Annotated in this window: 29 protein-coding genes; 1 reads left to right on the top strand and 28 read right to left on the bottom strand. The window is 40.5% G+C overall.

The window, feature by feature from the left end; genetic code table 11:
* Positions 1 to 576 precede the first annotated feature (576 nt).
* From C1S74_RS01295 to C1S74_RS01130, 16 genes are all read right to left on the bottom strand, one after another.
* Positions 577 to 930, bottom strand: a complete 354-nt coding sequence (locus tag C1S74_RS01295; protein WP_045399157.1) for a VOC family protein — start codon at positions 928 to 930, stop codon at positions 577 to 579.
* Between the two features lie 146 nt (positions 931 to 1076).
* Positions 1077 to 1289, bottom strand: coding sequence for a zinc ribbon domain-containing protein (locus tag C1S74_RS26735; protein WP_045399164.1), 213 nt, complete (start codon positions 1287 to 1289; stop codon positions 1077 to 1079).
* Positions 1290 to 1558: 269 nt separating this feature from the next.
* Positions 1559 to 1909 (bottom strand): nucleotide pyrophosphohydrolase, encoded by a 351-nt coding sequence (locus tag C1S74_RS01275; protein ID WP_010448889.1) that lies wholly within the window; start codon positions 1907 to 1909, stop codon positions 1559 to 1561.
* 162 nt (positions 1910 to 2071) lie between these two features.
* Complete coding sequence (locus tag C1S74_RS01265) at positions 2072 to 2770, bottom strand: hypothetical protein (protein WP_045399160.1); 699 nt, start codon at positions 2768 to 2770, stop codon at positions 2072 to 2074.
* A 135-nt stretch (positions 2771 to 2905) separates the two neighbouring features.
* The gene (locus tag C1S74_RS01255; RefSeq protein WP_045399162.1) at positions 2906 to 3448 is read right to left on the bottom strand and encodes a GNAT family N-acetyltransferase; all 543 of its coding nucleotides are present in this window, start codon (positions 3446 to 3448) and stop codon (positions 2906 to 2908) included.
* A 149-nt stretch (positions 3449 to 3597) separates the two neighbouring features.
* Positions 3598 to 4233 (bottom strand): SEL1-like repeat protein, encoded by a 636-nt coding sequence (locus C1S74_RS01245; protein WP_229631753.1) that lies wholly within the window; start codon positions 4231 to 4233, stop codon positions 3598 to 3600.
* A gap of 166 nt (positions 4234 to 4399) precedes the next feature.
* The gene (locus tag C1S74_RS01235) at positions 4400 to 4888 is read right to left on the bottom strand and encodes a hypothetical protein (RefSeq protein WP_045401141.1); all 489 of its coding nucleotides are present in this window, start codon (positions 4886 to 4888) and stop codon (positions 4400 to 4402) included.
* A complete protein-coding gene (locus C1S74_RS01230) occupies positions 4885 to 5337 on the bottom strand; it encodes a hypothetical protein (RefSeq protein WP_025543425.1) in 453 nt (150 codons plus the stop codon). Before C1S74_RS01230 ends, C1S74_RS01235 begins: the two co-directional genes overlap by 4 nt.
* Positions 5338 to 5572: 235 nt before the next feature.
* Complete coding sequence (locus tag C1S74_RS01220) at positions 5573 to 5980, bottom strand: hypothetical protein (RefSeq protein WP_045401144.1); 408 nt, start codon at positions 5978 to 5980, stop codon at positions 5573 to 5575.
* Between the two features lie 587 nt (positions 5981 to 6567).
* Positions 6568 to 7278: a Fic family protein gene (locus C1S74_RS01205; protein ID WP_045401152.1), complete on the bottom strand. Its 711-nt coding sequence runs from the start codon at positions 7276 to 7278 to the stop codon at positions 6568 to 6570.
* A 123-nt stretch (positions 7279 to 7401) separates the two neighbouring features.
* Positions 7402 to 8268 (bottom strand): hypothetical protein, encoded by an 867-nt coding sequence (locus tag C1S74_RS01200; protein ID WP_045401155.1) that lies wholly within the window; start codon positions 8266 to 8268, stop codon positions 7402 to 7404.
* 1292 nt (positions 8269 to 9560) lie between these two features.
* Positions 9561 to 10037, bottom strand: a complete 477-nt coding sequence (locus tag C1S74_RS01185) for a GNAT family N-acetyltransferase (protein WP_045401158.1) — start codon at positions 10035 to 10037, stop codon at positions 9561 to 9563.
* Positions 10038 to 12060: 2023 nt separating this feature from the next.
* Positions 12061 to 12735: a class I SAM-dependent methyltransferase gene (locus C1S74_RS01150; protein ID WP_045401137.1), complete on the bottom strand. Its 675-nt coding sequence runs from the start codon at positions 12733 to 12735 to the stop codon at positions 12061 to 12063.
* A 152-nt stretch (positions 12736 to 12887) separates the two neighbouring features.
* On the bottom strand, positions 12888 to 13469 hold the full coding sequence (locus C1S74_RS01140) for a DJ-1/PfpI family protein (RefSeq protein ID WP_045401133.1): 582 nt from the start codon (positions 13467 to 13469) through the stop codon (positions 12888 to 12890).
* Positions 13470 to 13684: 215 nt separating this feature from the next.
* Complete coding sequence (locus C1S74_RS26955; protein ID WP_086012977.1) at positions 13685 to 13819, bottom strand: hypothetical protein; 135 nt, start codon at positions 13817 to 13819, stop codon at positions 13685 to 13687.
* 306 nt (positions 13820 to 14125) lie between these two features.
* The gene (locus tag C1S74_RS01130) at positions 14126 to 14947 is read right to left on the bottom strand and encodes a phospholipase D-like domain-containing protein (protein ID WP_045401135.1); all 822 of its coding nucleotides are present in this window, start codon (positions 14945 to 14947) and stop codon (positions 14126 to 14128) included.
* Positions 14948 to 15614: 667 nt separating this feature from the next.
* Here C1S74_RS01130 and C1S74_RS01120 point away from each other — a divergent pair.
* Positions 15615 to 15917, top strand: coding sequence for a hypothetical protein (locus C1S74_RS01120; RefSeq protein WP_045467054.1), 303 nt, complete (start codon positions 15615 to 15617; stop codon positions 15915 to 15917).
* A gap of 781 nt (positions 15918 to 16698) precedes the next feature.
* On the opposite strand, the gene C1S74_RS01110 is transcribed toward C1S74_RS01120, so the two are convergent.
* From C1S74_RS01110 to C1S74_RS01010, 12 genes are all read right to left on the bottom strand, one after another.
* Positions 16699 to 16968, bottom strand: coding sequence for a Txe/YoeB family addiction module toxin (locus C1S74_RS01110; RefSeq protein WP_045399167.1), 270 nt, complete (start codon positions 16966 to 16968; stop codon positions 16699 to 16701).
* On the bottom strand, positions 16961 to 17215 hold the full coding sequence (locus C1S74_RS01105; protein ID WP_005526636.1) for a type II toxin-antitoxin system Phd/YefM family antitoxin: 255 nt from the start codon (positions 17213 to 17215) through the stop codon (positions 16961 to 16963). Before C1S74_RS01105 ends, C1S74_RS01110 begins: the two co-directional genes overlap by 8 nt.
* 819 nt (positions 17216 to 18034) lie before the next feature.
* Complete coding sequence (locus C1S74_RS01085; RefSeq protein ID WP_045399172.1) at positions 18035 to 18715, bottom strand: hypothetical protein; 681 nt, start codon at positions 18713 to 18715, stop codon at positions 18035 to 18037.
* Between the two features lie 155 nt (positions 18716 to 18870).
* Entirely contained in the window at positions 18871 to 19431 is a 561-nt protein-coding gene (locus tag C1S74_RS01075; protein ID WP_045399174.1) for a hypothetical protein, read from the bottom strand.
* 133 nt (positions 19432 to 19564) lie between these two features.
* Positions 19565 to 20152: a lysozyme inhibitor LprI family protein gene (locus C1S74_RS01065; protein ID WP_045399176.1), complete on the bottom strand. Its 588-nt coding sequence runs from the start codon at positions 20150 to 20152 to the stop codon at positions 19565 to 19567.
* A gap of 698 nt (positions 20153 to 20850) precedes the next feature.
* Positions 20851 to 21465 carry a cytochrome c oxidase assembly factor Coa1 family protein gene (locus C1S74_RS01055; RefSeq protein ID WP_045399177.1) on the bottom strand — a complete coding sequence of 205 codons (615 nt, stop codon included), beginning with the start codon at positions 21463 to 21465 and terminating at the stop codon, positions 20851 to 20853.
* Positions 21466 to 21617: 152 nt separating this feature from the next.
* The gene (locus tag C1S74_RS01050) at positions 21618 to 21971 is read right to left on the bottom strand and encodes a VOC family protein (RefSeq protein WP_045399180.1); all 354 of its coding nucleotides are present in this window, start codon (positions 21969 to 21971) and stop codon (positions 21618 to 21620) included.
* Between the two features lie 145 nt (positions 21972 to 22116).
* Positions 22117 to 22533: a GNAT family N-acetyltransferase gene (locus C1S74_RS01040; RefSeq protein ID WP_167391150.1), complete on the bottom strand. Its 417-nt coding sequence runs from the start codon at positions 22531 to 22533 to the stop codon at positions 22117 to 22119.
* A gap of 575 nt (positions 22534 to 23108) precedes the next feature.
* Positions 23109 to 23969 carry a P63C domain-containing protein gene (locus C1S74_RS01035; RefSeq protein ID WP_045402818.1) on the bottom strand — a complete coding sequence of 287 codons (861 nt, stop codon included), beginning with the start codon at positions 23967 to 23969 and terminating at the stop codon, positions 23109 to 23111.
* A gap of 207 nt (positions 23970 to 24176) precedes the next feature.
* Positions 24177 to 24794, bottom strand: a complete 618-nt coding sequence (locus tag C1S74_RS01025) for a LysE family translocator (RefSeq protein WP_045402819.1) — start codon at positions 24792 to 24794, stop codon at positions 24177 to 24179.
* A gap of 111 nt (positions 24795 to 24905) precedes the next feature.
* The gene (locus C1S74_RS01020) at positions 24906 to 25442 is read right to left on the bottom strand and encodes a hypothetical protein (protein WP_045402821.1); all 537 of its coding nucleotides are present in this window, start codon (positions 25440 to 25442) and stop codon (positions 24906 to 24908) included.
* Between the two features lie 169 nt (positions 25443 to 25611).
* Positions 25612 to 26220 (bottom strand): MSMEG_1061 family FMN-dependent PPOX-type flavoprotein, encoded by a 609-nt coding sequence (locus C1S74_RS01010; RefSeq protein WP_045402824.1) that lies wholly within the window; start codon positions 26218 to 26220, stop codon positions 25612 to 25614.
* Positions 26221 to 26222: the final 2 nt, after the last annotated feature.

The raw sequence follows: 26222 nt of genomic DNA, 5'->3' as shown, positions 1-26222 counted from the left end.
CGCGTTACGAATCACTCTTAAGCAATTTGTTAGTACATGCGCTACTTCTATTTATGCGCTCCAAGATATTGAAAACTGAGATGATATGAAAGGCTTTGAACACTGAAGTGAGACGGGCAGCTACAAAACTTTACCACCATTGAGAGACGAAAGTTGGCTAGAAGAAAAATGCACTTAACTCCCCTACTTTCACTCACTTCAAATTAGAAAAGGATTCGTTCCTCGCACTCCGACGGCAGCACCAAAGGTAACAAAGGCTCACTCAGAAGCCGCCACAAAAATGGAGAAACACCAAAGAAATAGGTTAAGAGTTAGAAACCGTAAACGGTGAATTCAAAGCGAACACTCCGCATATAGTGCCACCGGAAAGAACGTGAAAGGTACAAACTGAAAGGTGTAAAGACGAGCGCCAAAACAGATCAACACCGAAATTTATGACCTTTGATGTCAACCCCGTACTAACGCCTTGTTAAGGGGTGAGCAACGCAATACCGATGCCGCCGCATACCACCTTAAACACTAAAACTAACGCATAGTAAAAATGCCACGCGTTGCGAATCCCTCTTGAACAATTTGTTATGTGGTTTTCCCACGTAGTCCTATTAAGTTTCCAAATGGATCCTCAACTTGGCACATTGAAAGACCATCTTCAATTTCCATTGGTCCACGATAAAGGCACGCACCGAGTTCTTCAAAATGAGCCAGAGCAACACATAAATTATCTACTGACCAGTAAACAACTGTGCCACTTTTACCAGCACCAACCTTTTTATCTGCTTTGACTATTTCTAGTGAGAAACCATTTAGATCAAGCGCTGTGAAGTCAAAGTCAGGATGGTAAACCGGAACGGCTTCTGGAAAAGCTTTCTTGTACCATTCAAGCCCTTTCGCTACATCTGGAACATGAACAAGTAATGCAGATGGATTCATAATTTTTCTCCGACCACATAACGCCCTGTTAAGGGGTGAGCAACGCAATACAAAAGCCGCCGCATATCACCTTAATCACTAAAATCAACGCATATTGAAAATGCCACGCGTTGCGAATCCCTCTTGAACAGTTTGTTATGCCTATGCTAACCACCTAGAAAATCTAGTATTTTTTGTCCAGTACCTAGACCTCGTTTGTAAAACTCGGTGTGACCGCAGCTACTACATGATAAGAAATAAAAACGGTGTTTGTTGTAATTGAATAATGTACTCCAAAATCCACCACTGGCTCTTAACTCACCAATCTCATATGACTCTGAACCACATTTGTCACAGCAGTATTCAAACTCCGATTTCATTTTGTCATTCCCTAATAGGTGGTTTGCCATCTGTTTGTTTGCAAGCTCTTTTCCTAAAGCCCCGCACTTTTCACACTTCAATGATGAGTGTTCATTGCTATGCCCGCACCCGAAACACTCCCATTTACTATCCATATTTCCTCTTATAGGCATAACGCCCTGTTAAGGTGTGAGCAACGCAATACCGAAGCTCCCGCATACCACCTTAAACACTAAAACTAACGCATAGTAAAAATGCCACGCGTTGCGAATCACTCTTAAACAGTTTGTTAGTTTTTACTATTTCCACTGAGCTCAGCAATGACGTCATCTGGTGTGACAACACGTGTTAGCAAGTGAGTGATGCCTGGATCTTCAATAGGTTCGAGAGCATAAACTGGTTTGCCGAGACCTAAAGCATAACCAATATCCATTGCTACACTTTTTCCGACATAACCACCAAAGTTTAGAATGTAGGTAATTTCGGCTTCTCGAATGCGCTGCAAGCAACCATCAATACCATTAGCTTGAAGAGGCTCAGAGATAGTAGTTTCAATACCTGCATTGACCAAAGTTTCTCGTATAGCCAGCATCTTTTCTAGATTTTTGAAACTACCAGCAATATAGACAGACTTGCTCATACAACTACCCTATTTTTGCGTAAATTTTGATGTAAACACTAACGCCCTGTTAAGGTGTGAGCAACGCAATACCGAAGTTGCCACATACCACCTTAACCACTTAAAACAACGCATAGTGAAAATGCCACGCGTTGCGAATCACTCTTAAACAGTTTGTTATGATTAAGTACATTCAACAACTCTAAACGTGTAGCCATTGCTCTCCTCAGTTAGGACTAATGCTTTATTTTTTTTGAGTGCATGTAATTTACCGTCAACTGCATTGGGGCAGTTATGATATTCAAACGCATCAAGATAGTATGTAAAAACTGGGATGTAACGTTCGATTGAACTTTGATAGTGTATCGGAATTTTTTTAATAAAATACCAACTTGATATAGCCATTAACGAAAAGAACCAGTACCAGACAAACCAATTATTTAGAGAAAATGATCCACCTTCCCTAAACCTATCTCGTTTCGAAAACAGTAATTCATATAATGCCAGAATAATTAGTATAAAAAAAATAAAAACAAAAGCGACACCGGGAGAAATCAATAGACCAACGAATATTCTGGTGTTAGAAAGAGTTTCGGGTTCTACTTTGTATAATTCGTTAATCACTTGATTAGATACCGCATAAAGTGTGCTTAAGAAGATAGCACTAATTATGGATAGTAATATTTTCACCCAACCATTTTCAGAGACTTTGCTGAAAAGAGGAATGAACCATTGAAGTAAAACTTTAATTCCAAACCCAAAGCCTAGAGCAAAAGCGAAAAATGTGAAACTTTTATAGTCAGTTGTAGTAAAGGCTATTCCCGCAATATTAAACAGCATACTTAGAATAACTTTACCACTTGGAACATACACACTAACCACCAAACTTCTCCTTAATCATAACGCCCTGTTAAGGTGTGAGCAACGCAATACCGAAGCTGCCGCAGACCACCTTAAACACTAAATTCAACGCATAGTAAAAATGCCACGCGTTGCGAATCACTCTTAAACAGTTTGTTAGGCTTCTAGCTCACGATATAGTACTAAGCTATTGTATTCTTTACCAAACTCAAATTCAGGTTCAAATGCTTTTAGCTGCGTAAACCCTTGTTTAAACCAAAACCTAAAAGCTTTGATGTTTTCTGCATATACATTTAAACCAACTCGTTGTATGTCAGCACAAGAACGAGCTTCATTGATTGTACTTTCTATGATCTCTGCTCCGAAGCCACGTTGTTGGTATTGGGGCAAGATACACAGCATCGGAACCCAAAGAGTATGTAGATGAGGAGCATTTAACTCGAGCTGAATATAGCCAATTATCGTGCCGTCTTGAGTGCTAATTTTCCTAAAATAGAATGCACCTACTTCTCTACAAGAGCTTGCCTGATCACTAGACCCAATTAGCTTCTCATACTCACCCAACGACCAATCTTTAAATGTAGGATCAAATGCTTGAACGGGCAGATTGCTATCGAATATTGACTTCGCCAAACTTGATTCATTGATATTAAATGCTGAAAACAGTAGATTTTCCGATTTCCATTCTTTCGCTAACATCGGATACTTCCTCCTTGTAGCCTAACGCCCTGCTAAGGGGTGAGCAACGCAATGCCGATGTTGCCGCAAACCACCTTAGTCACTAAATTCAACGCATGGTGAAAATGCCACGCGTTGCGAATCCCTCTTGAGCAGTTTGTTATGTAGCACTACTCAACAGTATGCGCCGTGCACTCAACGCCTTTGGAACGAACTATATACTCGTTTACATACTCTACACCACCATTCTCTAGAGCTAGCTGTAAATGATAAAGCCCCTTGCACTTATCTGTCTTTTCATACACTCGACTGAGCGTGTAATGAGGTAAAACAAGCGAAGCTTTTGTGTAACTGAGCCGTCGTTTCAAGAGGCTTATTACCTGTGCTCGGTCGTAGTTACCCTCACCGTATAGGAAATAAGCATAATTTCCGATGGTGATCGGATCATTTAATGCCTCACCTGTTTTATACCATTTAAGCAAAGCATTTCTTGAGTTAGGTAACGTTGAAAAATAGTGGGATACAAGCTGTCTTACTGCGTAAATGTTTCCACATTCACCAGCATTTGTTAGGTGTTTAATGGCTAAATCCAAATCAGGTTCAAACACAATTCCACGAAAGTAGAACATACCCTTAATGTAATTAGCTTCACAGCTATCTTCTTTTTCAAGCCTCTCTAAGTTGTCATGCAGTTCATAGGCAGTCGTGTTGAGTACCTCACTAAAAATCTCGGATGTTAACTGACTTGAGTTACTTGCAAAGCTAGTTGTGATTAACGTAAGAAGAACAATAATATGTCTAACCATCAAATCTTCCTTAATATCCGAGTGCTGGTGTTACATAACGCCGCATTAAGGTGTGAGCAACGCTGCCACCTAACCTAAACCTTGCCACCGTAAACACAAAACCCAACGATGGAATGAAAAATGCCAAGCGTTGGGAATCACTCTTAAATGCTTTGTTATACAACACTTACATGTCAGCAACCGATTCGTAGAATGCTAATACGTCAAATGGCTTACTGAAAAAACTGCTGTTTGTTAAAAACGTTTTGATTTCCCCACTTAAAGCATCAAATTTAGCTTGCGACTCTGTATTAAATGGAAATGTAATCTTCTCCGTCGCTTCAACTAATTCCAAAGTGCTCTGACGCTTAGCATTGTTTTTTGCAATAAGCATACTGTACGCCAATTCTTTTTTCTCGCTAAAACTACAGCGTTCAATAGCTAAATAATTAATATGAGCTAATACCGGAGTAAGTTCCTCAAGTCTTTGCTTTGCAAATTTTAAGGTCTCTTCATCGGGTTTATTTTTCGTTGAGATCTTACTACAAACGGCTATACGAGAGCCCAAAGCATCTATTGAATTATTTAAGTCAGTGAATAGCTTATCTTCAACACTTTGACCTGCATTGGAAATAATTGAAAATACCATCAAAAAAAATGTAAGAGCTATTCTCATAATTTACACCCATCAGATATAGCTTTCCAAAACCTGTACTGCTTTCTGTCTGTTACATGCTCTAAGGCTTGTTCCGTAGCAATGTTTTCAATTTGTCTAAGCTTAATAACGGTAAGAGCGCTGTAGGATTTGAAGTAATACTCCCAGTTTGCTTGAGTTATATTCCACGCAGTTTGTCCTGCATCAGAAGAAACACCTCTACCGACTGCGATACTAACATCTCGTGCTTTATGCATAGTATCGCTTGCTGGAATTGCAGAGATAGCTTTGGTTACACCACTACTCCCTGCTCCTTTGACTACATTTCCACCAAAGATATTAATTAAGTTTCCAAGTGAGATAAAGAATTGCGCACTTTTCTCCAATTCATGTAGCTCATTTATTCTGTCTATCGCGGCTAAGCTTTTATCATCGAAAACAACACCGACGATTGCTGGACACTTTTCCATGTTTAACTTCCTCCATATGAATAATGAAGCACATCTTACAACAGTAGAAAGTTAAAACTTGTAGCATATGTGTGAATAGGGACGAAATTCGAAATGTTCGTGTTGCATAACGCCCTGTTAAGGGGTGAGCAACGCAATACCAATGCTACCGCATACCACCTTAACCACTAAAACTAACGCATAGTAAAAATGCCACGCGTTGCGAATCCCTCTTAAACAGTTTGTTAGCTGTGTTTTACAACACGAGCTTTGCTCCCAACATACCGAGTACTGCGATAGCTACCATCGTAAACCAAAGGTAAATCATAAAAGATAGGCATAACGAAAATAAACCTCTCGCAGCTTTATCTAAGTTTGCACCTTCATCGTGCTGTAAAAAATACGCTAGTTCTTCTGTAGGTATTGATCCAGCAAAACTCTTAAATTTGAGCTTTACCATCATCAGGCCCATTGAGACTGGAAGACTAGATACTAGTAAAATGATTCCCACCGAAATCCAGACATTCTCGGGGGATTCATTACCTAAAACTACTGCTGCCCCGAACAACACTAAAAGCAATCCCAGAAAGCCCTTAAAAGATGACAACAACGAGTCTCTTGTTTTTATATACAGCCAGAATAGCGGCTTATCGTATTTTCTCATTTTTTCCTTAAACAGCTAACGCCGCGTTAAGTAGTGAGCAACGCCGCCGCCGACTTAAACCATTGTGCCGTACACACTAAAGCCGAATCAAACCGAAAATGCCGAGCGTTGCGAATCTGTCTTAAACGCTTTGTTATGTTCGTAATTTACAACGTGCACCTAACTTCAAAAGCCACAAATTCAAGGGTAGTAATATTATGCTAGCGACTATCCATAAAGCGTCATGCAGATATGGAAAAGCCACCCCACCTTTGAGAAGGTTCAACCCAACGGTAGCCTCTAGTAAGCCGCCAATTAACAAAAGAACGAAATACAAAGAGATATATACTACTGAAACTATCCATTGGAATATTTCCATTGAAATCAGGTCATTATGAAGCAAGTACGCCAGATACGCTTGAACAATAGAAAAGATGGAAGCTACTAATATCATTCCTTGATTTCTCATTTTTCACCTTAGAACATAACGCCCTGTTAAGGTGTGAGCAACGCAATACCGAAGCTCCCGCAAACCACCTTAAACACAAAACGCAACGCATAGCAAAAATGCCAAGCGTTGCGAATCACTCTTAAACAGATTGTTATGTTTACTCCTCTTCCTTAGTCGAAACTGCCGATGAAATTAGTTTTCTTAAAGCACTTTCATCACCTTCAGATGCTTTATTTACAGCTGAGTAATATTCACCTTTATCCGGTGAAAATTCTGTATGTGTGTCAAAAAGGAACGTAAGTTGCTCGTTTAACAGCCTCCGTCCCAACCGACCATTTCCATCCTCAAATGGATGAATAATCATGAAATATGTGTGAAACCTAGAAACTAAATCTATTTTTGATTTCTCATTTAAGCGTGATTTCTTCTTCACCCAACGATTCCACATACGACATGTTTTATCTAAGGCTACTGATATCTCTTTCTTGTATAGTGGCTTTGAACCTTTTGTAAACTTACTTATCTGCCTCAAGTCTAGGGTTGTTCCGATAAACTCTCTTTCAACATTCTTCTGAGGCATTACAATTTCAACATCCGACTCACGATATGAGCCAGAACGAAATTGTGCTTGGCGAAACATGACTTCGTGAGCATAACATAACCTTTTGCTCGAAAGCTTCCCTTTGGAATTCAGGATATTCGCTATTGCCAGTTGATCATTCAAATTCACAAATGCTTTGTCAAATTCATCAAAGAAAACTGAGCGCCTATTTTCAATATATTTTGAATAGATAAACTTGACTAAAGGTACTGCAATTGATGTCACCACAATACCAGCAATAGTGATTTTATATTTTAATTCAATCATTTAGTAAAAACTCAATTGTAAACATAACGCCGCATTAAGGTGTGAGTGACGTTTGGCTATACTTGAGCGAAGCGAAAATGCCAAGCGTTGCGAATCACTCTTAAATGCTTTGTTAAGTGCGTACTAAATTGATTCCAAGTACTCTTGTGCAATTGCTACTTCGATAGGATGAAGCTCCCTATTCATATAACCGACATTTTTACCTGAAGCATCTTTTTCTATTGATATAGCATCGGTGTCGAGTAGTGAGTCTAGAATGTACCGTTTGTCATCTGTGCGCATTAACTTAACCTGCTCACTAGGTGAGTTCTCGTAAGCTGCAACACCATTAAACAAACCATCCTCACAGACTGGTAAAGCATTTTGTTCTTCTACTCTCTGACTAATATCAATCATTGATTCTTTGAGGAAAATATTAATATCACTACCATCAAGCATGATAATTCTGCCTCGAATATAGTGTGAGTAGCCATTCTCTTTCTCAAATTTAATCGAGTTTGAGATTGATAAAAATCCATCGCCATCGATATTAAGAGAATGTTTAACAGTAAGAAAGTACAAATCTACAACTAAATTAAATATCGAAGGGTAGATATCAACAAACTCTTTATAAGCAATCACGCTTTCGTTGATACAATCCTTTGTAAATTGAGAACGAAGATTGTTCAAAACATAAGTTAAAGTATCTTGAGGTATTAAACATAAAAGTTGAACATCAGAAAATGTTCTCGTAGTACCTTGTATTGATAATGCATTACTGCTATTTAAAAGTTCAGATTCATGTGTGGAAAAGTTCCGGAGCGCTTTCATGGCAATAAAGCGACGATTATCTTTGAATTTGACACCTGTTAACGTTTCTATTTTTTCGAATGAACTGCACAAAACAGCAAGTAAGTCCTTTAGATCATCGGCATCAGATGAGGCACAAAATCTATAGAACTTTTTAAATGCTCTCGATATCTCTTTTTCACTGCTTTCTTGAGGTGTCATAATATTCCTATTTACTACAATTTTGATTTATTCACGATAAGCACTTAACGCCGCATTAAGTGGTGAGCAACGCCTGCCACCCAACTTAACTCATTGTGCCGTAAACACTAAATTCAAAGCAAACCAAAAATGCCAAGCGTTGGGAATCCGTCTTAAATGCCTTGTTATGTTTTACTGCAAACGATTGATTTACATGACAAAGAATTACATTTTCCGCTGCAATTTCTGAGCCCAATCACCAGGCAGAAACCAACTTGACCACCAAGTGCGACCAACCCAAAACAAGTATGCACACTTCCCTGCCCAATGAGGCAACCCGACAAAACCTCAACAAGCGCCATCTCTTTCCAACTAAGGCGTAGAACAATGGCGAATTGCCGAGACGACTGCCAAGGCAGGATATGACTTGGCAAAGAACCTCAAAGCGCCTTTAAGCCAGAGAAATTTGAATCTAGCCGACTCGACCTGACATTGAAGCAACCCACGAACTTTGGCATGTTTTACGGGCTGAGAAATTCAAGAATTTAGAGCGACAATGCCGACTTGCTGAGTCTACTCGGAACAAACTGCCCGAGAGACAAAGAACAGTTAAAAGGACATTTAAGCCACTGAATTCATGATGAAACATAACGCCTTGCTAAGGTGTGAGTAACGCAATACAAAAGCTACCGCACAGCGCCTTAATCACCATAAGCCACCGCAAAGTAAAAATGCCACGCGTTACGAATCACTCTTAAGCAATTTGTTAGTACATGCGCCACTTCTATTTATGCGCTCCAAGATATTGAAAAGTGGCATGATATGAAAGGCTTTGAACACTGAAGTGAGACGGGCACCTACAAAACTTTGCCGCCATTGAGAGACGAAAGTTGGCTAGAAGAAAAACGTAATGAACTCCCCTACTTATACTGACTTCAAATTAGAAAAGGATTCATTCCTCGCACTTCGACGGCAACACCAAAGAAAGACAATTCTGGCTTAGTAAAAACCACGAAAGAGAAAAAGCACCAAAGAAATAGGCTAAGAGTTAGAAGCCGTAAACGGTGAAATCAAAGCGAACACTCCGCATATAGTGCCACCGGAAAGATCGTTAAAGGCACTAACTGAAAGGTGCAAATACTAGCGCCAAAACAGATAAACACCAAAACTTATGATCTTTGGTGTCAAACCCGTACTAACGCCCTGTTAAGGGGTGAGCAACGCAATACCGAACCCGCCGCAAACCACCTTAATCACTAAAATCAACGCATAATGAAAATGCCACGCGTTGTGAATCCCTCTTGAACAGTTTGTTAGGTGCGTAGCCAAAGTTGGTAAAAGTCTGTTTCATCGTGCTTGGGATTCTTGCGCAAGAACTCCCAACCATGGCGCTTATAGAATGTGAGAGCTCGATGGTTAGTTCGGCTTACTGAAAGTACAGCACGCAAACAACCCGCTTTACTCAAAGTGCTTACAATATAATCCTGCACTTTTGCAGCGAGTTCTGAACCACGAAAATTCGGCTTTAAGTAAATGAGATGCACATAGCCAGTATCCGGCTCGGGTGAAAAACTACGAAACTCTAACTGCCCTGCAAACTGACCATCCACAAATATATGGATATAGAACCATCCTGATGTTGCTAACCGGTCTAAGACTCGTTCACGATAACCACTGATGAAGTCGTCGAAACCATCGTAATGCCCAAAACTACAAAAGTATGCATCTTTTCTCGCAGCAACGCACAATTCGAAATCATCAATGTTTATCTGCTGAAAAGCAATTTCCATACTTACCTTTTCCTTCAAGCACCTAACGCCTTGTTAAGGTGTGAGGCACGCAATACCGAAGCCGCCGCATAACACCTTAACCACTAAAACTAACGCATAGTAAAAATGCCACGCGTGCCGAATCACTCTTGAACAATTTGTTATGTCGGTACTTTTTAAATATTCCAATGCCCACAAACGGAGCAAACGGGCTTTCCTTTCGTTATGCCACTTTTGCATTTGTAGCATTCTCTTTTTGGTAACCGAGGATCATGGTAAGTATTTTCTTTCGAAAATTCATTGCCATGTCCAACCTGTGCCTGTGTTTTTCTGTTCCTCGACACTATAAAAATACATAATATAAGGCAAACCATTCCCCCGATGATACATAACAAAACAACGGCTAAAGGTAAAATACCTGACATTGCCAAAAACTCAATAATGCCTTGATGTTCTGACATTTAACACCTCGATTAATTCTAATATGTAAGGAGACATAACGCGCAGTTAAGGTGTGAGAGACGCAGATCCACCCTAACCTAAAATAAACTCTGATAAATCCGTGCCTATTTAGGCACTAAAACCCCAATGCGTTTCGAATCGCCTTGAACGTCTTGTTATTCCGCAACTAAAGTCGGCTATGTTTACGCCTAATCTTTTGATATGACGAGGAATTTTCGGTATGCAGGCAAAAATCGAAGCCGAAGTATTTGGCAGCTCACTACCTTAAATCGCTTTAGCGTCACTCTTTAATTGCTGCGCCATATTAAGGTGCGCTTAAAGCGCTTTAAGGCTAGCATGGAAATGACCAATATTCGCCCTTTTCGCCGCTTTTCCAACCTATTACCCCGCCACTTTCACTCTTAGGCTACAACCACGTACATTCAGCCTGAGAGATCCGTTGCGGAAATAACGCCCTGTTAAGGGGTGAGCAACGCAATACCAAAGCCGCCGCATATCACCCTAAACACTAAAATCAACGCACAGTAAAAATGCCACGCGTTGCGAATCCCTCTTGAACAATTTGTTATATGCCTTATCCACCAATGACACCGAGCCAAGCACAAAACCACAACCAACCTGCCCATTTATTACACAAAAATTTGACGCAAATCGTTGTTTTAATTAAATAATGCTCAACTTGAAATTAGTCGTTTGAATAGCTTCAAGCCAAAACTTAGTATGTTGAGAATAAGAAAAGCTACTATGAACATAAATACTGGCTTGTAGAAATCGAATGGCTCCTCAGAACGGAAAAGGTACCGATAGATGCAATCTCCAGCGGCAATCCCTAATGCCATGTAACACTTATTGACGACTTCCTTTGTCATATATCCTCCTTGGCATATAACGCCTTGCTAAGGTGTGAGTAACGCAATACAAAAGCTACCGCACAGCGCCTTAATCATCATAAGCCACCGCATAGTAAAAATGCCACGCGTTACGAATCACTCTTAAGCAATTTGTTAGTACATGCGCTACTTCTATTTGTGTGCTCCAAGATATTGAAAAGTGGCATGATATGAAAGGCTTTGAACACTGAAGTGAGACGGGCAGCTACAAAACTTTACCGTCATTGAGAGACGAAAGTTGGCTAGAAGAAAAACACACTGAACTACCCTACTTTCCCTGGCTTCAAATTAGAAAAGGATTCTTTCCTCGTACTTCAACAGCCACACTAAAAGTAATAAAGGTTCTCTCAAAAACCACCACGAAAATGAAGAAGCGTCAAAGAAATAGGCTAAGAGTTAGAAGCCGTAAACGGTGAAATCAAAGCGAACACTCCGCATATAGTGCCACCGGAAAGAACGTGAAAGGCACTAACTGAAAGGTGTAAATACGAGCGCCAAAACAGATAAACACCAAAACTTATGACCTTTGATGTCAAACCCGTACTAACGCCCTGTTAAGGGGTGAGCAACGTAATACCGAAGCCGCTGCATTCCACCTTAATCACTAAGACCAACGCATAGTAAAAATGCCACGCGTTGCGAATCCCTCTTGAACAGTTTGTTAGCCTACAAGCCCAAATTAGGGTTCGGTTTCATGCCGCTCGAGCGAAAACAAAGTACCCTGTGATCCCTCGCTCAATCAAGCGCGGAATTTCATCATAAATGCTGGCAGGCATCGTCAGAAACTCTACCTCGGTAAACCCAGCAAGTCTTAACTGCGCTTCAATTTCTACAGGGGCATAGCAGTTGAATAACATTGAACATTGAGGATCACCAGCCCAATCATCAATATAGTATTGCTCAATGCCTTTTGAAGATTGGATCAACTGCAAACACAGAACGCCCCCACGCTTTAAAATCCCATTGAGGTTTCTTAATGACTCGCAACACAGTTCTCTGGGAATATGAATGAAGCTGCCAAAACCATATATTCCATCAAATTTTTGATGTAAGGACTCAGGCTGTACCATGTCAAAAAGCTTAACTTTTAAGTACGGGTATCTTTCTCGAACAACATCTAAAAACCTAGAGGAATAATCAGTGGCAAGAACCTCAAAACCTAGCTCATGAAATTTTGCTGCGTCCGTTCCTGGTCCACAACCAACCTCTAAAACGTGTTTTCCATCAAGGCGTTTTATAAATTCATTCCTCGCAAACTCACGTAAGTTAGGGTCATCTTCTGAGGCGGAATCTCCCGAATACGCCAAGGCAACCTTTTCCCATCCTTCCTTATTTATTTCATTTTGGTCGTATTTCAAACTAGTCATCCATTGTTCCAACTTTGAAAGGTAGGCTAACGCCTTGTTAAGGTGTGAGGCACGCAATACCGAAGCCTCTGCATACCACCTTAACCATTGAAACCAACGCATAGTAAAAATGCCACGCGTGCCGAATCACTCTTGAACAATTTGTTATGTGTTTAATGAGTACCTTGCTTGTGGTAGCTCAGAATAAACTGTTTTTGCTTACGATCTAGCAACTCTAGTGCTTCAGCCACCGCGAGCCCGAAATCAATGTACCCATTGGGCATCGCTGTCACTATGCGCTTGTCGACTTGAACTAAAGACTCTTCATAGATAGCCCCCTCCCAATATGGTCGAGTGAGCTGTACCGAAGATTCTGGGGCATATTTTTCCGTATAGTTATGGGTAATTTTGACGCCCTTTAGGATGCCAGCTCTTGCTAAGACTAATACTCCCGCACATATGCCACCAATAACTAGTGATGATTCATGGGCTTTCTGGATGAAACTAGCAATTTGGTCGCTTCCCATTATTGAATCGGGATTTCCTCCAGGGATCAAAAGAGCTTGATAGTCCGTAATACATATGTCCTCAAAGTTAACAGTGGGGCAAATTCTTAGACCTGAGGAATCGGTGTGTTTTTGGTTATCTGGGGTGGAGATATCAACTTTCCCATACGCTCCTAAACACTCTATCGCGTACATTACTTCATAGGAAATGGCACCCGGATAGAGTAAAACCAGTGTTCTCTTTGTCATTATTTCCTCTCTCCGTTCGGAACACATAACGCCCTGTTAAGGGGTGAGCAACGCAATACCAAAGCCGCCGCATACCACCTTAACCACTAAATTCAACGCATAGTAAAAATACCACGCGTTGCGAATCCCTCTTGAACAGTTTGTTATGCTTGTTCTATCAGTAGGCACAGTGAAATTCCAACGCTTCATCCAGTTAGACGATGCCTAAATAGGTCTTATTTATTATGTTCTTTGCCACTTGAATGCTCGGCATATTTTTTGGAAATGAGTTGATGGATATGAAGTCCTGTTTTACGAACAAGATACCAATCTATCGCTGCTAAAATGACCAAGCCTATTATAGTTCCCATCTAAAACCCTCCTTGCCTATCGAATCATAACTCTATCAAAACACTGACAAGTTAGATAAGACAGAACGCAATTTTTTGGTGAGCTGCAATGGTTTTCAGAGAAGTTAGAGCCTATTAAGAGATAAGAACCTAATTTCTGGGAAAGATGCTAGGGCAGATACCAGGTGATACTTGTTAAATACGTAAAGTGTTCATGGTTACAAGTTTAAGAAAAAGCATAACGCCGCATTAAGGTGTGAGCGACGCTTGGCTATACTTGAGCGAAGCGAAACCGCCAAGCGTTGCGAATCACTCTTGAATGCTTTGTTATGCGTGTGCTAATTTGTGCGCCTGTTTTAGAGCGATAAATTGCTCAGCAAAATCTTCAGCTAGTTCTCTACTGTCTGTGATAGTAATGCTTTCATTATTGTATTGAGCATTCTTAGTCCAGTTATATGAGCCATGAACCACCTTTTTAAAGTCAATTATACAAAATTTATTGTGCATGATTTTCTTGCCCCAAGGACTTGAGGGAGCAATCTTATAGTACTCAATACCTTTGGGTGAGAAGTCTAAACCGTATTTGCTTGTCGTAGAATCATCATTAACGATGACCTGTATATTTAGACCATCGCGGTGCTTGTTAAGTAAGGCATTCCCGATTTCTTTATCGGTGAACCAAGCCATCGCTACCCATATTGAGAATTTTGCTTGCAAAATGCTTTCTAAAATTCGCTGACGTATTTCCTGAAAGTATGCTTCCACATCAACGGTGGACTCTTCAATGTTAGAGCCTGAGACAATAAAAACACCGAGAGAGTTTTGTTCTAACGAGTAACCTTCGTGCTTAATGATCTCGTTAATGCCAACGGCTAGTTCTGCATAATTTTCTGAACGCCGACTATCAACTAACCCCTCAACCATTAACTTCATTTGATTAGTCCCATTAAGAGACTTTACAGTTTTCAGAGCATAATCTTTTCGGCTTGCTGATTCAGGTAAACCACCATTTTGAAAAGAATAAACGTCCCTAACACCAAATAAATTGAAGAACTTCACCAGATCAGGACCCGACATATATGGAGCGTCTGAGTCGTCACCTGTGACAAAACCTTTTAGAGCCTCAATAGAAAAATCTGATAATTTCATACTCTACCAATATTCGTAAAAACGCATAACGCGCAGTTAAGGTGTGAGAGACGCAGATCCACCCTAACCTAAAATAAACTCTGATAAATCCGTGCCTATTTAGGCACTAAAACCCCAATGCGTTTCGAATCGCCTTGAACGTCTTGTTATTCCGCAACTAAAGTCGGCTATGTTTACGCCTAATCTTTTGATATGACGAGGAATTTTCGGTATGCAGGCAAAAATCGAAGCCGAAGTATTTGGCAGCTCACTACCTTAAATCGCTTTAGCGTCACTCTTTAATTGCTGCGCCATATTAAGGTGCGCTTAAAGCGCTTTAAGGCTAGCATGGAAATGACCAATATTCGCCCTTTTCGCCGCTTTTCCAACCTATTACCCCGCCACTTTCACTCTTAGGCTACAACCACGTACATTCAGCCTGAGAGATCCGTTGCGGAAATAACGCCCTGCTAAGGGGTGAGCACCGCAATACCGAAGCCGCCGCATACCACCTTAATCACTAAATTCAACGCACAGTAAAAATGCCACGCGTTGCGAATCCCTCTTGAGCAGTTTGTTAGTCGCGAGGCACCGAGCGACAATTTTAAGCCGAACTAAACTTTGCAAACAACAAACTTTATGTGTTTTGATGCACTTAAGTCTGGCGTAGTCTCAAAGCGGCTACTCAATGAAACCACTTAGAAAAAACAGCGCCGCAGAAAACGGACTGACAACACCAAAAAGCGCTTTTGGAAAACCAATCTCACAGTGCGGACTTTCAACAAAATCACTGAAACCACGTGGAACTTACAACACCAGAGAAGACGACTTTTCAGCGAGTAGATCTGCTTTTGAACCAACAAACTCACCGGGCAGAGTTGCAACCAAGAACAGACGCTCGATTGCCCTGTTCTGTCAGCGCCAAAGAACAAAAAAACCGCTTGGACACTTGCAAAACTTTGGATTTGAAACAGCTGAAACTGAGTTTTGACCATCGATGAAGAGCCTGTATAGCAAACAATCATCAGCCAAATTTTAAGCTTAGAAACATGATTTTGATTGCTAGCTTTTTCTGGCGACTAACGCCTTGCTAAGGTGTGAGTAACGCCATACAAAAGCTACCGCACGGCGCCTTAATCACATAAGCCACCGCAAAGTAAAAATGCCACGCGTTACGAATCACTCTTAAGCAATTTGTTAGTACATGCGCTACTTTTATTTATGCGCTCCAAGATATTGAAAATTGAGATGATATGAAAGTACTTGAACACTGAAGTGAGACGGGCAGCTACAAAACTTAAACTCGGTTAAGAGACGAAAGTTGGCTAGGAGAAAAACGTACTGAACTCCCCTACTTTTACTGACTTCAACTTAGAAAAGGATTCGATCCTCGCACTTCGACAGCAACACCAAAGAAAGACAATTCTGACTTAGTAAAAGCCACGAAAGAGAAGAAGCGCCAAAGAAATAGGCTAAGAGTTAGAAACCGTAAACGGTGAAATCAAAGCAAACACTCCGCATATAGTGCCACCGGAAAGAACGTGAAAGGCACTAACTGAAAGGTGTAAATACGAGCGCCAAAACAGATAAACACCAAAACTTATGACCTTTGGTGTCAAACCCGTACTAACGCCCAATTAAGGTGTGAGCAACGCTACCACGAAACGGAACCATTACACCTTAAACACAAAACCCAACGATGGAATGAAAAATGTCAAGCGTTGGGAATCACTCTTAAATTGTTTGTTAGATGCCAGAACGCTGAATCTGATTTAGTAGTGGTAACGACACGAAATTATCGTTATCGCTTGATTATCGACTGCGTAAACAAGCCTATTAGTGTCATCAATACGACGAGACCAAAAACCGGATAAGTTCTCTTTTAACGGCTCTGGTTTACCGATGCCCTCAAATGGAGAGCGCTTAACATCATTGATGAGTTTGTTGATGCGCTTGAGTGTTTTCTTGTCTTGAGTTTGCCAATACAGGTAATCATCCCAAGCATCATCAGTCCACGATAGTAAACGTTGACTACTACTCATCAATTAACTCTCGTGCTGTTGTTTTACCAGCGCGGTACTGTGCTATCGAACGGTTTAGGTGTTCAGCGTTTTGAGGAGAGCGTAGTAAGTGAACTGTCTCCATAAGGCTATTGTAATAGTCTAAAGACATAACCACTGCATCTTCAGAATCACGGCGTGTAATAACTGTTGTATCAGCATCATTAACTACACCATCCAAAACAGCTTTCAGACCATTTCTAGCTTCAGTAAAAGATACGATTCTCATAAGAACCTCCACATGTACATTTAATGGAACAAGTATAGTCTTCACTAATCTACTTGTACAGTAAATTGAACATGCAATATTGATAAGGCAACTAACGCCCTGCTAAGGGGTGAGCAACGCAATACCGATGTTGCCGCACACCACCTTAGTCACTAAATTCAACGCATAGTGAAAATGCCACGCGTTGAGAATCCCTCTTGAGCAGTTTGTTAGTCGCGAGGCACCGAGCGCCAATTTTAAGCCGAGCTAAACTTTGCAAACAACAAAATTTATGTGTTTTGATGCACTTAAGTCAGGCCTAGTCTCAAAGCGGCTACTCAATGAAACCACTTGGAACAAACAACGCCGCAGAAAACGGACTGGCAACACCAAAAAGCGCTTTTGGAAAGCCAATCTCACAGTGCGGACTTTCAACAAAGTCACTGAAGCCACGTGAAACTTACCACACCAGAGAAAACGTCATTTCAGCGAGTAAATCGGCTTTGGTACCAACAAACTCAACGAGCAGAGTTTCAGCAAAAAAGTTCAACTCAGTTAACCTAAAGTCACCTCACCAAAGAACAAATCAACCGTTGAAACGATGCCAATTTTGGATTTTCACCACGCTAGTTAACACTGAAATTTAACGCCGATATGACAGTTTCGACTTTGAGCTTTTACCACTAGATCTTGCGATATAGCTGCGTTTTTCCTCTTGCAAACTAACGCCTTGTTAAGGTGTGAGGCACGCAATACCTAAGCCCCTGCATACCGCCTTAACCACTAAAACTAACGCATAGTAAAAATGCCACGCGTGCCGAATCACTCTTGAACAATTTGTTAGCAAAATAACAAATGATAGTTTTTCCTAGCTTGAGAGTAGCGCTCTAGAATTCTCTCCTGCTTAGTTCGCAATTCTTCATAGTCGCAATACGCATAATATCTTTCGGGGTGTACTGAAAGACGATAGAGCTCCTCATCAAACTGTGACCCTACGAAATCGCGATAGTTTCTATAAAAATTTACCGGCATTTTCACATAGAAAACTTCACCTGATTTTAGGAATATACCAATGTGACACTTTGGTAATTTAAAAGGCTTGTCAAGAGTACCATTTTTGTATGGTACAAATGAATGGTACTGCAGATAAAGCATACTGTTATCAATTTCTATAGACTTTGATGGGCTGCTTATTGGTAAAATATATTGCTCATTCTCCTCTTGATTACTCTCAAAGTAATATCCGGATAAATCTCCCAAGTCTTGGCTATCGTGGTTAATACATTGTTTGAAAAGTTTTTTTACAACAAGATCAATCCGATCGATTTCAACATACATGTGACCACGATTGAGAACCGTCAGCTTTATGCTGCGACTGTCTTCCTGCTTCAAAACCGATTTGATTTTGCATTTACTCGCTGATGCTGATAGATAAAGTGATAGGACAACAGCAGAGAAAGTAGCCAATCCCGCAAACCATGTACCGATCATTGTCCAATATGCTAATTCATCACTCGTCATTTTCTCAACACTCAATTTATTTTGCTAACGCCCTGTTAAGGGGTGAGCAACGCAATACCGATGCCGCCGCATGCCACCTTAAACACTAAAACCAACGCATAGCGAAAATGCCACGCGTTGCGAATCCCTCTTGAACAGTTTGTTAGGTGAATTTTCTAAGGGTACTCCATTAAAAGCTGATCAAAACCATGTTTGGCTTTCATAACATCGAGTAACTCTTTAATCGAAATATCTAGGTCAACTGGTACCCTGGGGTGCATCAACCTATCTCTAACCCTTATCGAACTGCGTAAGCATGACCACCACTCTGTGGAAGGGTCAAATTTGGATTCGATTTGTCTTGAACGAGCTAATAAATTAAAAGCAAAGCGTATGTTTTGAGTTAATTTGATCTGAGCCGCTCGCTCTACCACCTCACCTTTGTCGTTCAAACTAAATTGAATTTCACCGATAAAATTTCGCTCTGCATCTGAAAGGTAAACATCGTTCCTATCACAGACCATTGCAGAATGTACTTTCACAGAAAAAGTTACAGCCTCGATGTATGCAAACGCAGCCCGCACAAGTTGACGAGCCTCAAACTGGAAATCTGCACTAGTCAAACCATCTTGACCTTTTTCACCCTCATCTAATCTTGAAATTATTTCCCCATGAAAGTACTCGTAATCAGTACCAAGAATCTCTATTAGCTCTTTTGTTGTTCTATCGTCATCCATATTTTCACCTAACGCCCTGTTAAGGTGTGAGCAACGCAATACCAATGCCGCCGCATACCACCTTAAACACTAAACACAACGCATAGTGAAAATGCCACGCGTTGCGAATCACTCTTAAACAGTTTGTTAGGGCTCAGTTACCCTGCGATACTAGTTCGTCTAGCTCACTCTGCAAGCGAGCAGTTCGTTCAAAAACTAAAGTTTCGAGTTCCGAGTAATATATCAATGGGTATATAGAGCCCCCTTTGTACATATCAGCTACTGATCTCGCATGGGCTTCGATATACTCGTTCCACTTTACCTGTGCAGACCCGTATGCTTCGGTGCGGTCACTATCTAGCTTACTCATTAATTGAGCGTAAACCTCGTTCATTTTAACTAATGAACGATTATAACTATCCGAAGCCATTTGGTTCATTTCAGTTTGAGTAATATGCTCAATGCTACTCGTCTGCATATGAGAAACCGATTTAGTGTTTAAATCTAAAACATGACTCTGCACCGCACTACTTTTTTCTGTGAGCATAGAAGCAAACTGGTTTAAGCCTGAGATATCTAAACCTTGCTCACTCATTTTTTTATGTATATCTAGAACTTTTTGATGCTTATCCAAAATTTCTAATTCAGGCTTTGATTCGATTTTTCGCTTTATAAGATAACCAATGCCCGTAATGAGAGCTCCTAGTAAAACGAAGCCCAACTTTTCTATCATTTCATTCATTTACACCGAATCATCCTATGAGCCCTAACGCCTTGCTAAGGTGTGAGTAACGCAATACAAAAGCTACCGCACGGCGCCTTAATCACATAAGCCACCGCAAAGTAAAAATGCCACGCGTTACGAATCACTCTTAAGCAATTTGTTAGTACATGCGCTACTTTTATTTATGCGCCCCAAGATATTGAAAAATTAGATGATATGAAAGGCTTTGAACACTGAAGTGAGACGGGCAGCTACAAAACTTAAACTCGGTTAAGAGGCGAAAGTTGGCTAGAAGAAAAACGAACTGAACTGCCCTACTTTTACTGGCTTCAAATTAGGAAAGGATTCGTTCCTCGCACTTCAACAGCAACACCAAAAGTCACCAAGGTTCTCTCAAAAGCCACCACAAAAATGAAGAAGCACCAAAGAAATAGGCTAAGAGTTAGAAACCGTAAACGGTGAAATCAAAGCGAACACTCCGCATATAGTGCCACCGGAAAGAGCGTGAAAGGTACAAACGAAAAGGTGTAAAGACGAGCGCCAAAACAGATAAACACCAAAACTTATGACCTTTGATGTAAAACCCGTACTAACGCCGCGTTAAGTGGTGAACAACGCGACCACCCAACCTAAATAATTGTACCGTAAACACAAAAGCCGATTAAAACTAAAAATGCCAAGCGTTGTGAATCCGTCTTAAACGCTTTGTTAGGCATTTATTCAACCGGCATTACAACGTTTATGCTTTTGTCCGATTCAGGCCAATGAACTATAACGTTATATAACTCCCACGCTTCCATTTCTTTGTATGCTTGCACATAAACATCAGCCTCACCTTTAGGGCCTGATATAGCATATTGTAGAGATGCTTCTCCATTTTCTCCTGATGTTTGAATACTACCCATAACAAAATATCCGGCTTCAATAGGTTCACCAACAATCTCAATAACTTCGGAGTTCTGAGATATCGCAACCATCGATTGATCGAAAGCTTCACCTTTAAGCATGTTTCCAATCAAAATAAAAAACAAAGGGAAAATGACAAAAAATATTATTAAACCTGCGTTACGCCATTTCTTTTGTGTCTGTTTAAAGTGTTCGATACTTCTCCAAGTTCGATTTCTCCATGCCCATTCATTTCCTTTTGCGCCAAGAATAAAAAACATAAAAATATTTACTAAAGGTACGAACATTAACAGTGCTATATACGTACTATTTCCTATACCCCAAATCCAATTTAGTAAAAAAGCTCCCCAGTTCCAACCTTTAATTTCTGGTGGCACTACTGAATCTTTTCCTAACCCTGAAACGTATTCTTGTTCTTTACTCATATCCTAAATTAACTCCAATCCCTGACTGAATGCCTAACGCCGCGTTAAGTGGTGAGCAACGCTACCACCTGACCTAAAGTATTGTGCCGTAGACACTAAATTCAAAGCAAACCCAAAATGCCAAGCGTTGGGAATCCGTCTTAAACGCTTTGTTATGTGGTTGCCCCACGTAGACAGATTAAGTTTCCAAAAGGATCTTCGAGTTGGCACATAGAGAGTCCATTTTCGATCTCTATAGGACCACGATATAAAGATGCCCCAAGAGCTTCGAAACGAGATAATTCAACAGATAAGTGACGCACAGACCAATAGAGTACAGTTCCCTTTTTACCTTCAGAGACTTTGTAATCAGATTGAACAATTTCGATAGAAAACCCGTTTACATCGAGTACTGTGAAATCGAAGTCTGGAAGATGCATTGGAACAGCTTCTGGGAACGCTTGCTGATACCACTGAAGCCCTATTTCCACATCAGGGAGATAAACAAGAACTGCTACTAGGGTCATAAATCCTCCCTACCACATAACGCCCTGTTAAGGGGTGAGCAACGCAATACAAAAGCTCCCGCATACCACCTTAAACACTAAAAGCAACGCATAGTGAAAATGCCACGCGTTGCGAATCCCTCTTGAACAGTTTGTTATGTGCGTACTAAACGTTGCCACTGTTAGAAGAATTGAAAGAAAACATACGAACTTCGTCGCGAGGAAACCAACCTAATTTTTCGTAGAAAGACTGCGCATTAATGTTTTCATTTGCGACAAATAGATGCGTTTTGGCTATGCCTACTTTCGATAGCGCTTCCACTGCTGACGATATGAGCTTTGCACCAACGCCTTTACCTCGAAAAGTTGAATCAACAGCCAGATGCTGCACATAACCTCGACGCCCATCAGTCCCAACTAGAATAGCACCAACAATATTGTCACCATCCAATGCGACGAAGCTAAGGTTTGGATTGCGTTTTAGGTACTTACCTATGTTTTCCTTTGAATCTGCATCTCGTAGCAACATCGCTTCAGTTGTTGACCACAAGCCGATTACTTGCGAGTAATCTGAGATATGCATTTCTCTAATCACTACCGATTTTCCTCTAAGCACATAACGCGCAGTTAAGGTGTGAGAGACGCAGATCCACCCTAACCTAAAATAAACTCTGATAAATCCGTGCCTATTTAGGCACTAAAACCCCAATGCGTTTCGAATCGCCTTGAACGTCTTGTTATTCCGCAACTAAAGTCGGCTATGTTTACGCCTAATCTTTTGATATGACGAGGAATTTTCGGTATGCAGGCAAAAATCGAAGCCGAAGTATTTGGCAGCTCACTACCTTAAATCGCTTTAGCGTCACTCTTTAATTGCTGCGCCATATTAAGGTGCGCTTAAAGCGCTTTAAGGCTAGCATGGAAATGACCAATATTCGCCCTTTTCGCCGCTTTTCCAACCTATTACCCCGCCACTTTCACTCTTAGGCTACAACCACGTACATTCAGCCTGAGAGATCCGTTGCGGAAATAACGCCGCATTAAGGTGTGAGCAACGCTGCCACGAAACTAAACCGTGCCACCATAAACACGAAACCCAACGATGGAATGAAAAATGCCAAGCGTTGGGAATCACTCTTAAATGCTTTGTTAGTATGATTACAGCTTCATTTCCAATTGATTTGATGTGTCAAAAATGCGTTTGAAATTGACTTTAAACTGCTCAGGGTTATCAGATAGCTCCATAACAGTAATTAGCTTCGTAATATGTTTTTCAAGATGTGGTAAACCGATATCACCTGTTAAGTACTGGTGATGCTTTTTGGTACGAACACCTTTAGAGTTTTTTGGATTTTTAATTCGCAGTTCTTCTAGAACACCTTCGGGCAAATAATCATATACATACTCATTAGTGAATCGTCCCAAGTACGGTGTATGCTTCATACTCTGTGGATCAAATTCCCAATCATAGAGACGATATATTTCTTGATAATATTTTCTTGGAAAACGAGCCTGCCATTTAAGGTATTCTTCAGAGATGTAAGCCTTTAAAATTGTTTGTAAGGCGTTGTTTTCTCGATCGTATTGATAGCCTGTCGCTTCATCAATTAATGCAGCAATACCAACTCTAGCTAGCGCTCGAACCAAAATACCAGCTTGTGTAACAATTTTTAGCTGGCTATCAAGAAGAGCATCATGATCATTTGCTTCTAGGTACAGATCACAGATCATAGGAATTAAGTTGGCATCGTAACCAGAAGTAACTTTACCATTTTGCTGATAATAATTTACAGGAGTAGCAACTTCCTTTAGCTCATCACTAATAAATGGCAATAAGTTTTTTGCACCAATGATAGATGGAAAACCTTCTAGTCGTTTTTCACCTTTTCTTGGTCTGTCAAATGCATCGAACAATGCTGTTTGCGTAATAATACGCTTGCCATTGCTAAGTATGGCACAGGCAATAGTCTTGTTACCTAATTCTAGTTCACCCTTATGAGTACACTCAAAAACTTCCATTCTTTCACCTAAGTCATAGTTATTACCGCATAACTATGACCAAGAAGGTCACAGTAGTCAACCATAATGTATGACCACTCATACTAACGCCCTGTTAAGGTGTGAGCAATGCAATACCGATGCCGCCGCATACCACCTTAACCACTAAAACCAACGCATAGTAAAAATGCCACGCGTTGCGAATCACTCTTAAACAGTTTGTTAGTTTTATTGCTGGCGACTCAGTAACAAGCTTGCTCCAGACATAGCCAAAAAAGTTGCACAACCTCTATTGAAGCGCTTTGCCATTTTCGGCTTCGTAAACCATTGCCTTAAGTAAATTCCAAATATCGCATAAATCGATATTGCACCCATTTCTAAAATGAGGAACGTAGCCCCTAAAGCAAAGAACTGTTCATTTACACTCGCTGAAACATCGACGAACTGTGGTAGAAAGGCGGTAAAGATTAAGATCGCCTTTGGATTACCGGCGGCTAGCAGAAATTCTTGTTTAGCCAAACCTAATCGGTTGCGAGTATTTTCTAATTCAGAAACAGGACTTGCTTCCGAACGCCAAAGATTAAAGGCAATCCACAACAAGTAAGCCGCGCCCACAATTTTAATCGTTAGAAATAGAGTCTCAGAAGCATAGAGCACGACTGCTAAGCCAGAAGCAGCCAAGGCAATCATTACAGCGAATGCAGCAATACGACCAAGCCCAGCAATAAGAGCGGACTTGAAACCGTAACAGCGAGCGTTGTTCATGGACAATAGATTGTTTGGACCAGGAGTCATATTGAGCGCAAAACACGCAGGTATAAAGAACAATAACTTCCAGATTTCCACAATATTTCCTCCATAAAACTAACGCCGCATTAAGGTGTGAGCGACGCTTGGCTATACTTGAGCGAAGCGAAACTGCCAAGCGTTGCGAATCACTCTTAAATGCTTTGTTAGCTATTTGATAAATGAATTACTTGCCTCATACTTCGTTTCCATTTTATTAGAGTACGACTTTAATTCAGACAAATAATGTGAAATATTTTTTGAATCATCTTTACCTGCAATATAGTCTATCGTTGTTTCATCAATGGTAAGAACAAAGCTTGGGTGGAACTCTGATTGATAGGTAACTTTAGTAGTTAAGTTAATCGTTGCATCTTTAGTCCAAGTTACAGTGTCGATTGATAATGGCTCTTCTTTATTTTTCTCTCTACTCTTATTAACTTCATCAATAGTATTCTTGAGGTCTTCATAAGCAGAAGAGTAAAGGTTTTTAGTGTTTGCATAAACTGAAGTGGATGCACGATCATCACCAACAAATGTGACTTCGTATGTTGAACTCAGTGTTTCACGATAGACTTCACCAAGTCTAATTTTTCCAGAAGTTAATTCAATAACATTACCGAACTGCTTAAAATTATTAATTTGCTCTATGCCTAGTAACCCTGACGCTACGACAATAGATGCGCCCAATACCAACATTCGTTTCATATTTTTACCTTATTATGTGTACCAATTTTAACCAAAATAGCTAACGCCCTGTTAAGGGGTGAACAACGCAATGCTGAAGCTGCTGCATACCACCTTAAACACATAAGCCAACGCATAGTAAAAATGCCACGCGTTGTGAATCCCTCTTGAACAGTTTGTTATACACGTGCTAAAGGCTAGACTCGTAGTAAGTCAGCATTTGTTCTTGGCTAACGTAGTCTCCACCTAACTTCTGCTGTTCTTTTATGATTTCAGCTAATGATGGCAATATTGAACGGTCAACTTGAAAATCGTTAGACCACAACTTCCCACGCATAATAGCTTTAGCACAATGGAAGTACGCGCTTTCAACTACAACTTTCACAACGACCTTAGGTTCTTTGTTACCATCGGGACAAAGAGCAAATAGTTCAGCTTCTGTATGGATAGTTGCATGACCCTTTAAACGTACGACTTCATCGATCCCTTTAACCATGAACATCATCCCCACTTTAGGGTTACTAACAATATTCTTAAGGCTATCAATTCGGTTGTTACCACTACTATCTGGTATCAAGATTGTTGACTGATCCAAAACTTTAACAAATCCAGGAGCACCACCTTTTGGTGATATATCTGTAAAGCCATAAACGTCTGTACTTGAAAGGATACAAAAATGGCAATTTTCGATCATTGTTATCGAATGACGATCTAACTTACTTAATACCTTATTTTTAGCTTTGTCATTCGGCTTAGGGTATATATCCAGTAGCTGTTCTATCGATGAAATCTGACTCATTC

The organism is Vibrio hyugaensis (assembly GCF_002906655.1).
Taxonomy (GTDB): domain Bacteria; phylum Pseudomonadota; class Gammaproteobacteria; order Enterobacterales; family Vibrionaceae; genus Vibrio; species Vibrio hyugaensis.
This window is presented reverse-complemented; position numbering and strand designations above follow the sequence as displayed.

Excerpts from the sequence above, each read along its gene's own strand:
- C1S74_RS01220 (WP_045401144.1), bottom strand. The coding sequence starts at position 5,980 with ATGAGAAAATACGATAAGCCGCTATTCTGGCTGTATATAAAAACAAGA.
- C1S74_RS01040 (WP_167391150.1), bottom strand. The coding sequence starts at position 22,533 with ATGCATATCTCAGATTACTCGCAAGTAATCGGCTTGTGGTCAACAACT.
- C1S74_RS01105 (WP_005526636.1), bottom strand. The coding sequence starts at position 17,215 with ATGAGAATCGTATCTTTTACTGAAGCTAGAAATGGTCTGAAAGCTGTT.
- C1S74_RS01075 (WP_045399174.1), bottom strand. The coding sequence starts at position 19,431 with ATGGATGACGATAGAACAACAAAAGAGCTAATAGAGATTCTTGGTACT.
- C1S74_RS01020 (WP_045402821.1), bottom strand. The coding sequence starts at position 25,442 with ATGAAACGAATGTTGGTATTGGGCGCATCTATTGTCGTAGCGTCAGGG.
- C1S74_RS01275 (WP_010448889.1), bottom strand. The coding sequence starts at position 1,909 with ATGAGCAAGTCTGTCTATATTGCTGGTAGTTTCAAAAATCTAGAAAAG.
- C1S74_RS26955 (WP_086012977.1), bottom strand. The coding sequence starts at position 13,819 with ATGGGAACTATAATAGGCTTGGTCATTTTAGCAGCGATAGATTGGTAT.
- C1S74_RS01085 (WP_045399172.1), bottom strand. The coding sequence starts at position 18,715 with ATGACGAGTGATGAATTAGCATATTGGACAATGATCGGTACATGGTTT.
- C1S74_RS01255 (WP_045399162.1), bottom strand. The coding sequence starts at position 3,448 with ATGTTAGCGAAAGAATGGAAATCGGAAAATCTACTGTTTTCAGCATTT.
- C1S74_RS01230 (WP_025543425.1), bottom strand. The coding sequence starts at position 5,337 with ATGGAAAAGTGTCCAGCAATCGTCGGTGTTGTTTTCGATGATAAAAGC.
- C1S74_RS01140 (WP_045401133.1), bottom strand. The coding sequence starts at position 13,469 with ATGACAAAGAGAACACTGGTTTTACTCTATCCGGGTGCCATTTCCTAT.
- C1S74_RS01065 (WP_045399176.1), bottom strand. The coding sequence starts at position 20,152 with ATGAATGAAATGATAGAAAAGTTGGGCTTCGTTTTACTAGGAGCTCTC.
- C1S74_RS01055 (WP_045399177.1), bottom strand. The coding sequence starts at position 21,465 with ATGAGTAAAGAACAAGAATACGTTTCAGGGTTAGGAAAAGATTCAGTA.
- C1S74_RS01295 (WP_045399157.1), bottom strand. The coding sequence starts at position 930 with ATGAATCCATCTGCATTACTTGTTCATGTTCCAGATGTAGCGAAAGGG.
- C1S74_RS01010 (WP_045402824.1), bottom strand. The coding sequence starts at position 26,220 with ATGAGTCAGATTTCATCGATAGAACAGCTACTGGATATATACCCTAAG.
- C1S74_RS01150 (WP_045401137.1), bottom strand. The coding sequence starts at position 12,735 with ATGACTAGTTTGAAATACGACCAAAATGAAATAAATAAGGAAGGATGG.
- C1S74_RS01235 (WP_045401141.1), bottom strand. The coding sequence starts at position 4,888 with ATGAGAATAGCTCTTACATTTTTTTTGATGGTATTTTCAATTATTTCC.
- C1S74_RS01205 (WP_045401152.1), bottom strand. The coding sequence starts at position 7,278 with ATGATTGAATTAAAATATAAAATCACTATTGCTGGTATTGTGGTGACA.
- C1S74_RS26735 (WP_045399164.1), bottom strand. The coding sequence starts at position 1,289 with ATGAAATCGGAGTTTGAATACTGCTGTGACAAATGTGGTTCAGAGTCA.
- C1S74_RS01120 (WP_045467054.1), top strand. The coding sequence starts at position 15,615 with ATGAAACCACTTAGAAAAAACAGCGCCGCAGAAAACGGACTGACAACA.
- C1S74_RS01200 (WP_045401155.1), bottom strand. The coding sequence starts at position 8,268 with ATGACACCTCAAGAAAGCAGTGAAAAAGAGATATCGAGAGCATTTAAA.
- C1S74_RS01110 (WP_045399167.1), bottom strand. The coding sequence starts at position 16,968 with ATGAGTAGTAGTCAACGTTTACTATCGTGGACTGATGATGCTTGGGAT.
- C1S74_RS01185 (WP_045401158.1), bottom strand. The coding sequence starts at position 10,037 with ATGGAAATTGCTTTTCAGCAGATAAACATTGATGATTTCGAATTGTGC.
- C1S74_RS01130 (WP_045401135.1), bottom strand. The coding sequence starts at position 14,947 with ATGAAATTATCAGATTTTTCTATTGAGGCTCTAAAAGGTTTTGTCACA.
- C1S74_RS01050 (WP_045399180.1), bottom strand. The coding sequence starts at position 21,971 with ATGACCCTAGTAGCAGTTCTTGTTTATCTCCCTGATGTGGAAATAGGG.
- C1S74_RS01245 (WP_229631753.1), bottom strand. The coding sequence starts at position 4,233 with ATGGTTAGACATATTATTGTTCTTCTTACGTTAATCACAACTAGCTTT.
- C1S74_RS01035 (WP_045402818.1), bottom strand. The coding sequence starts at position 23,969 with ATGGAAGTTTTTGAGTGTACTCATAAGGGTGAACTAGAATTAGGTAAC.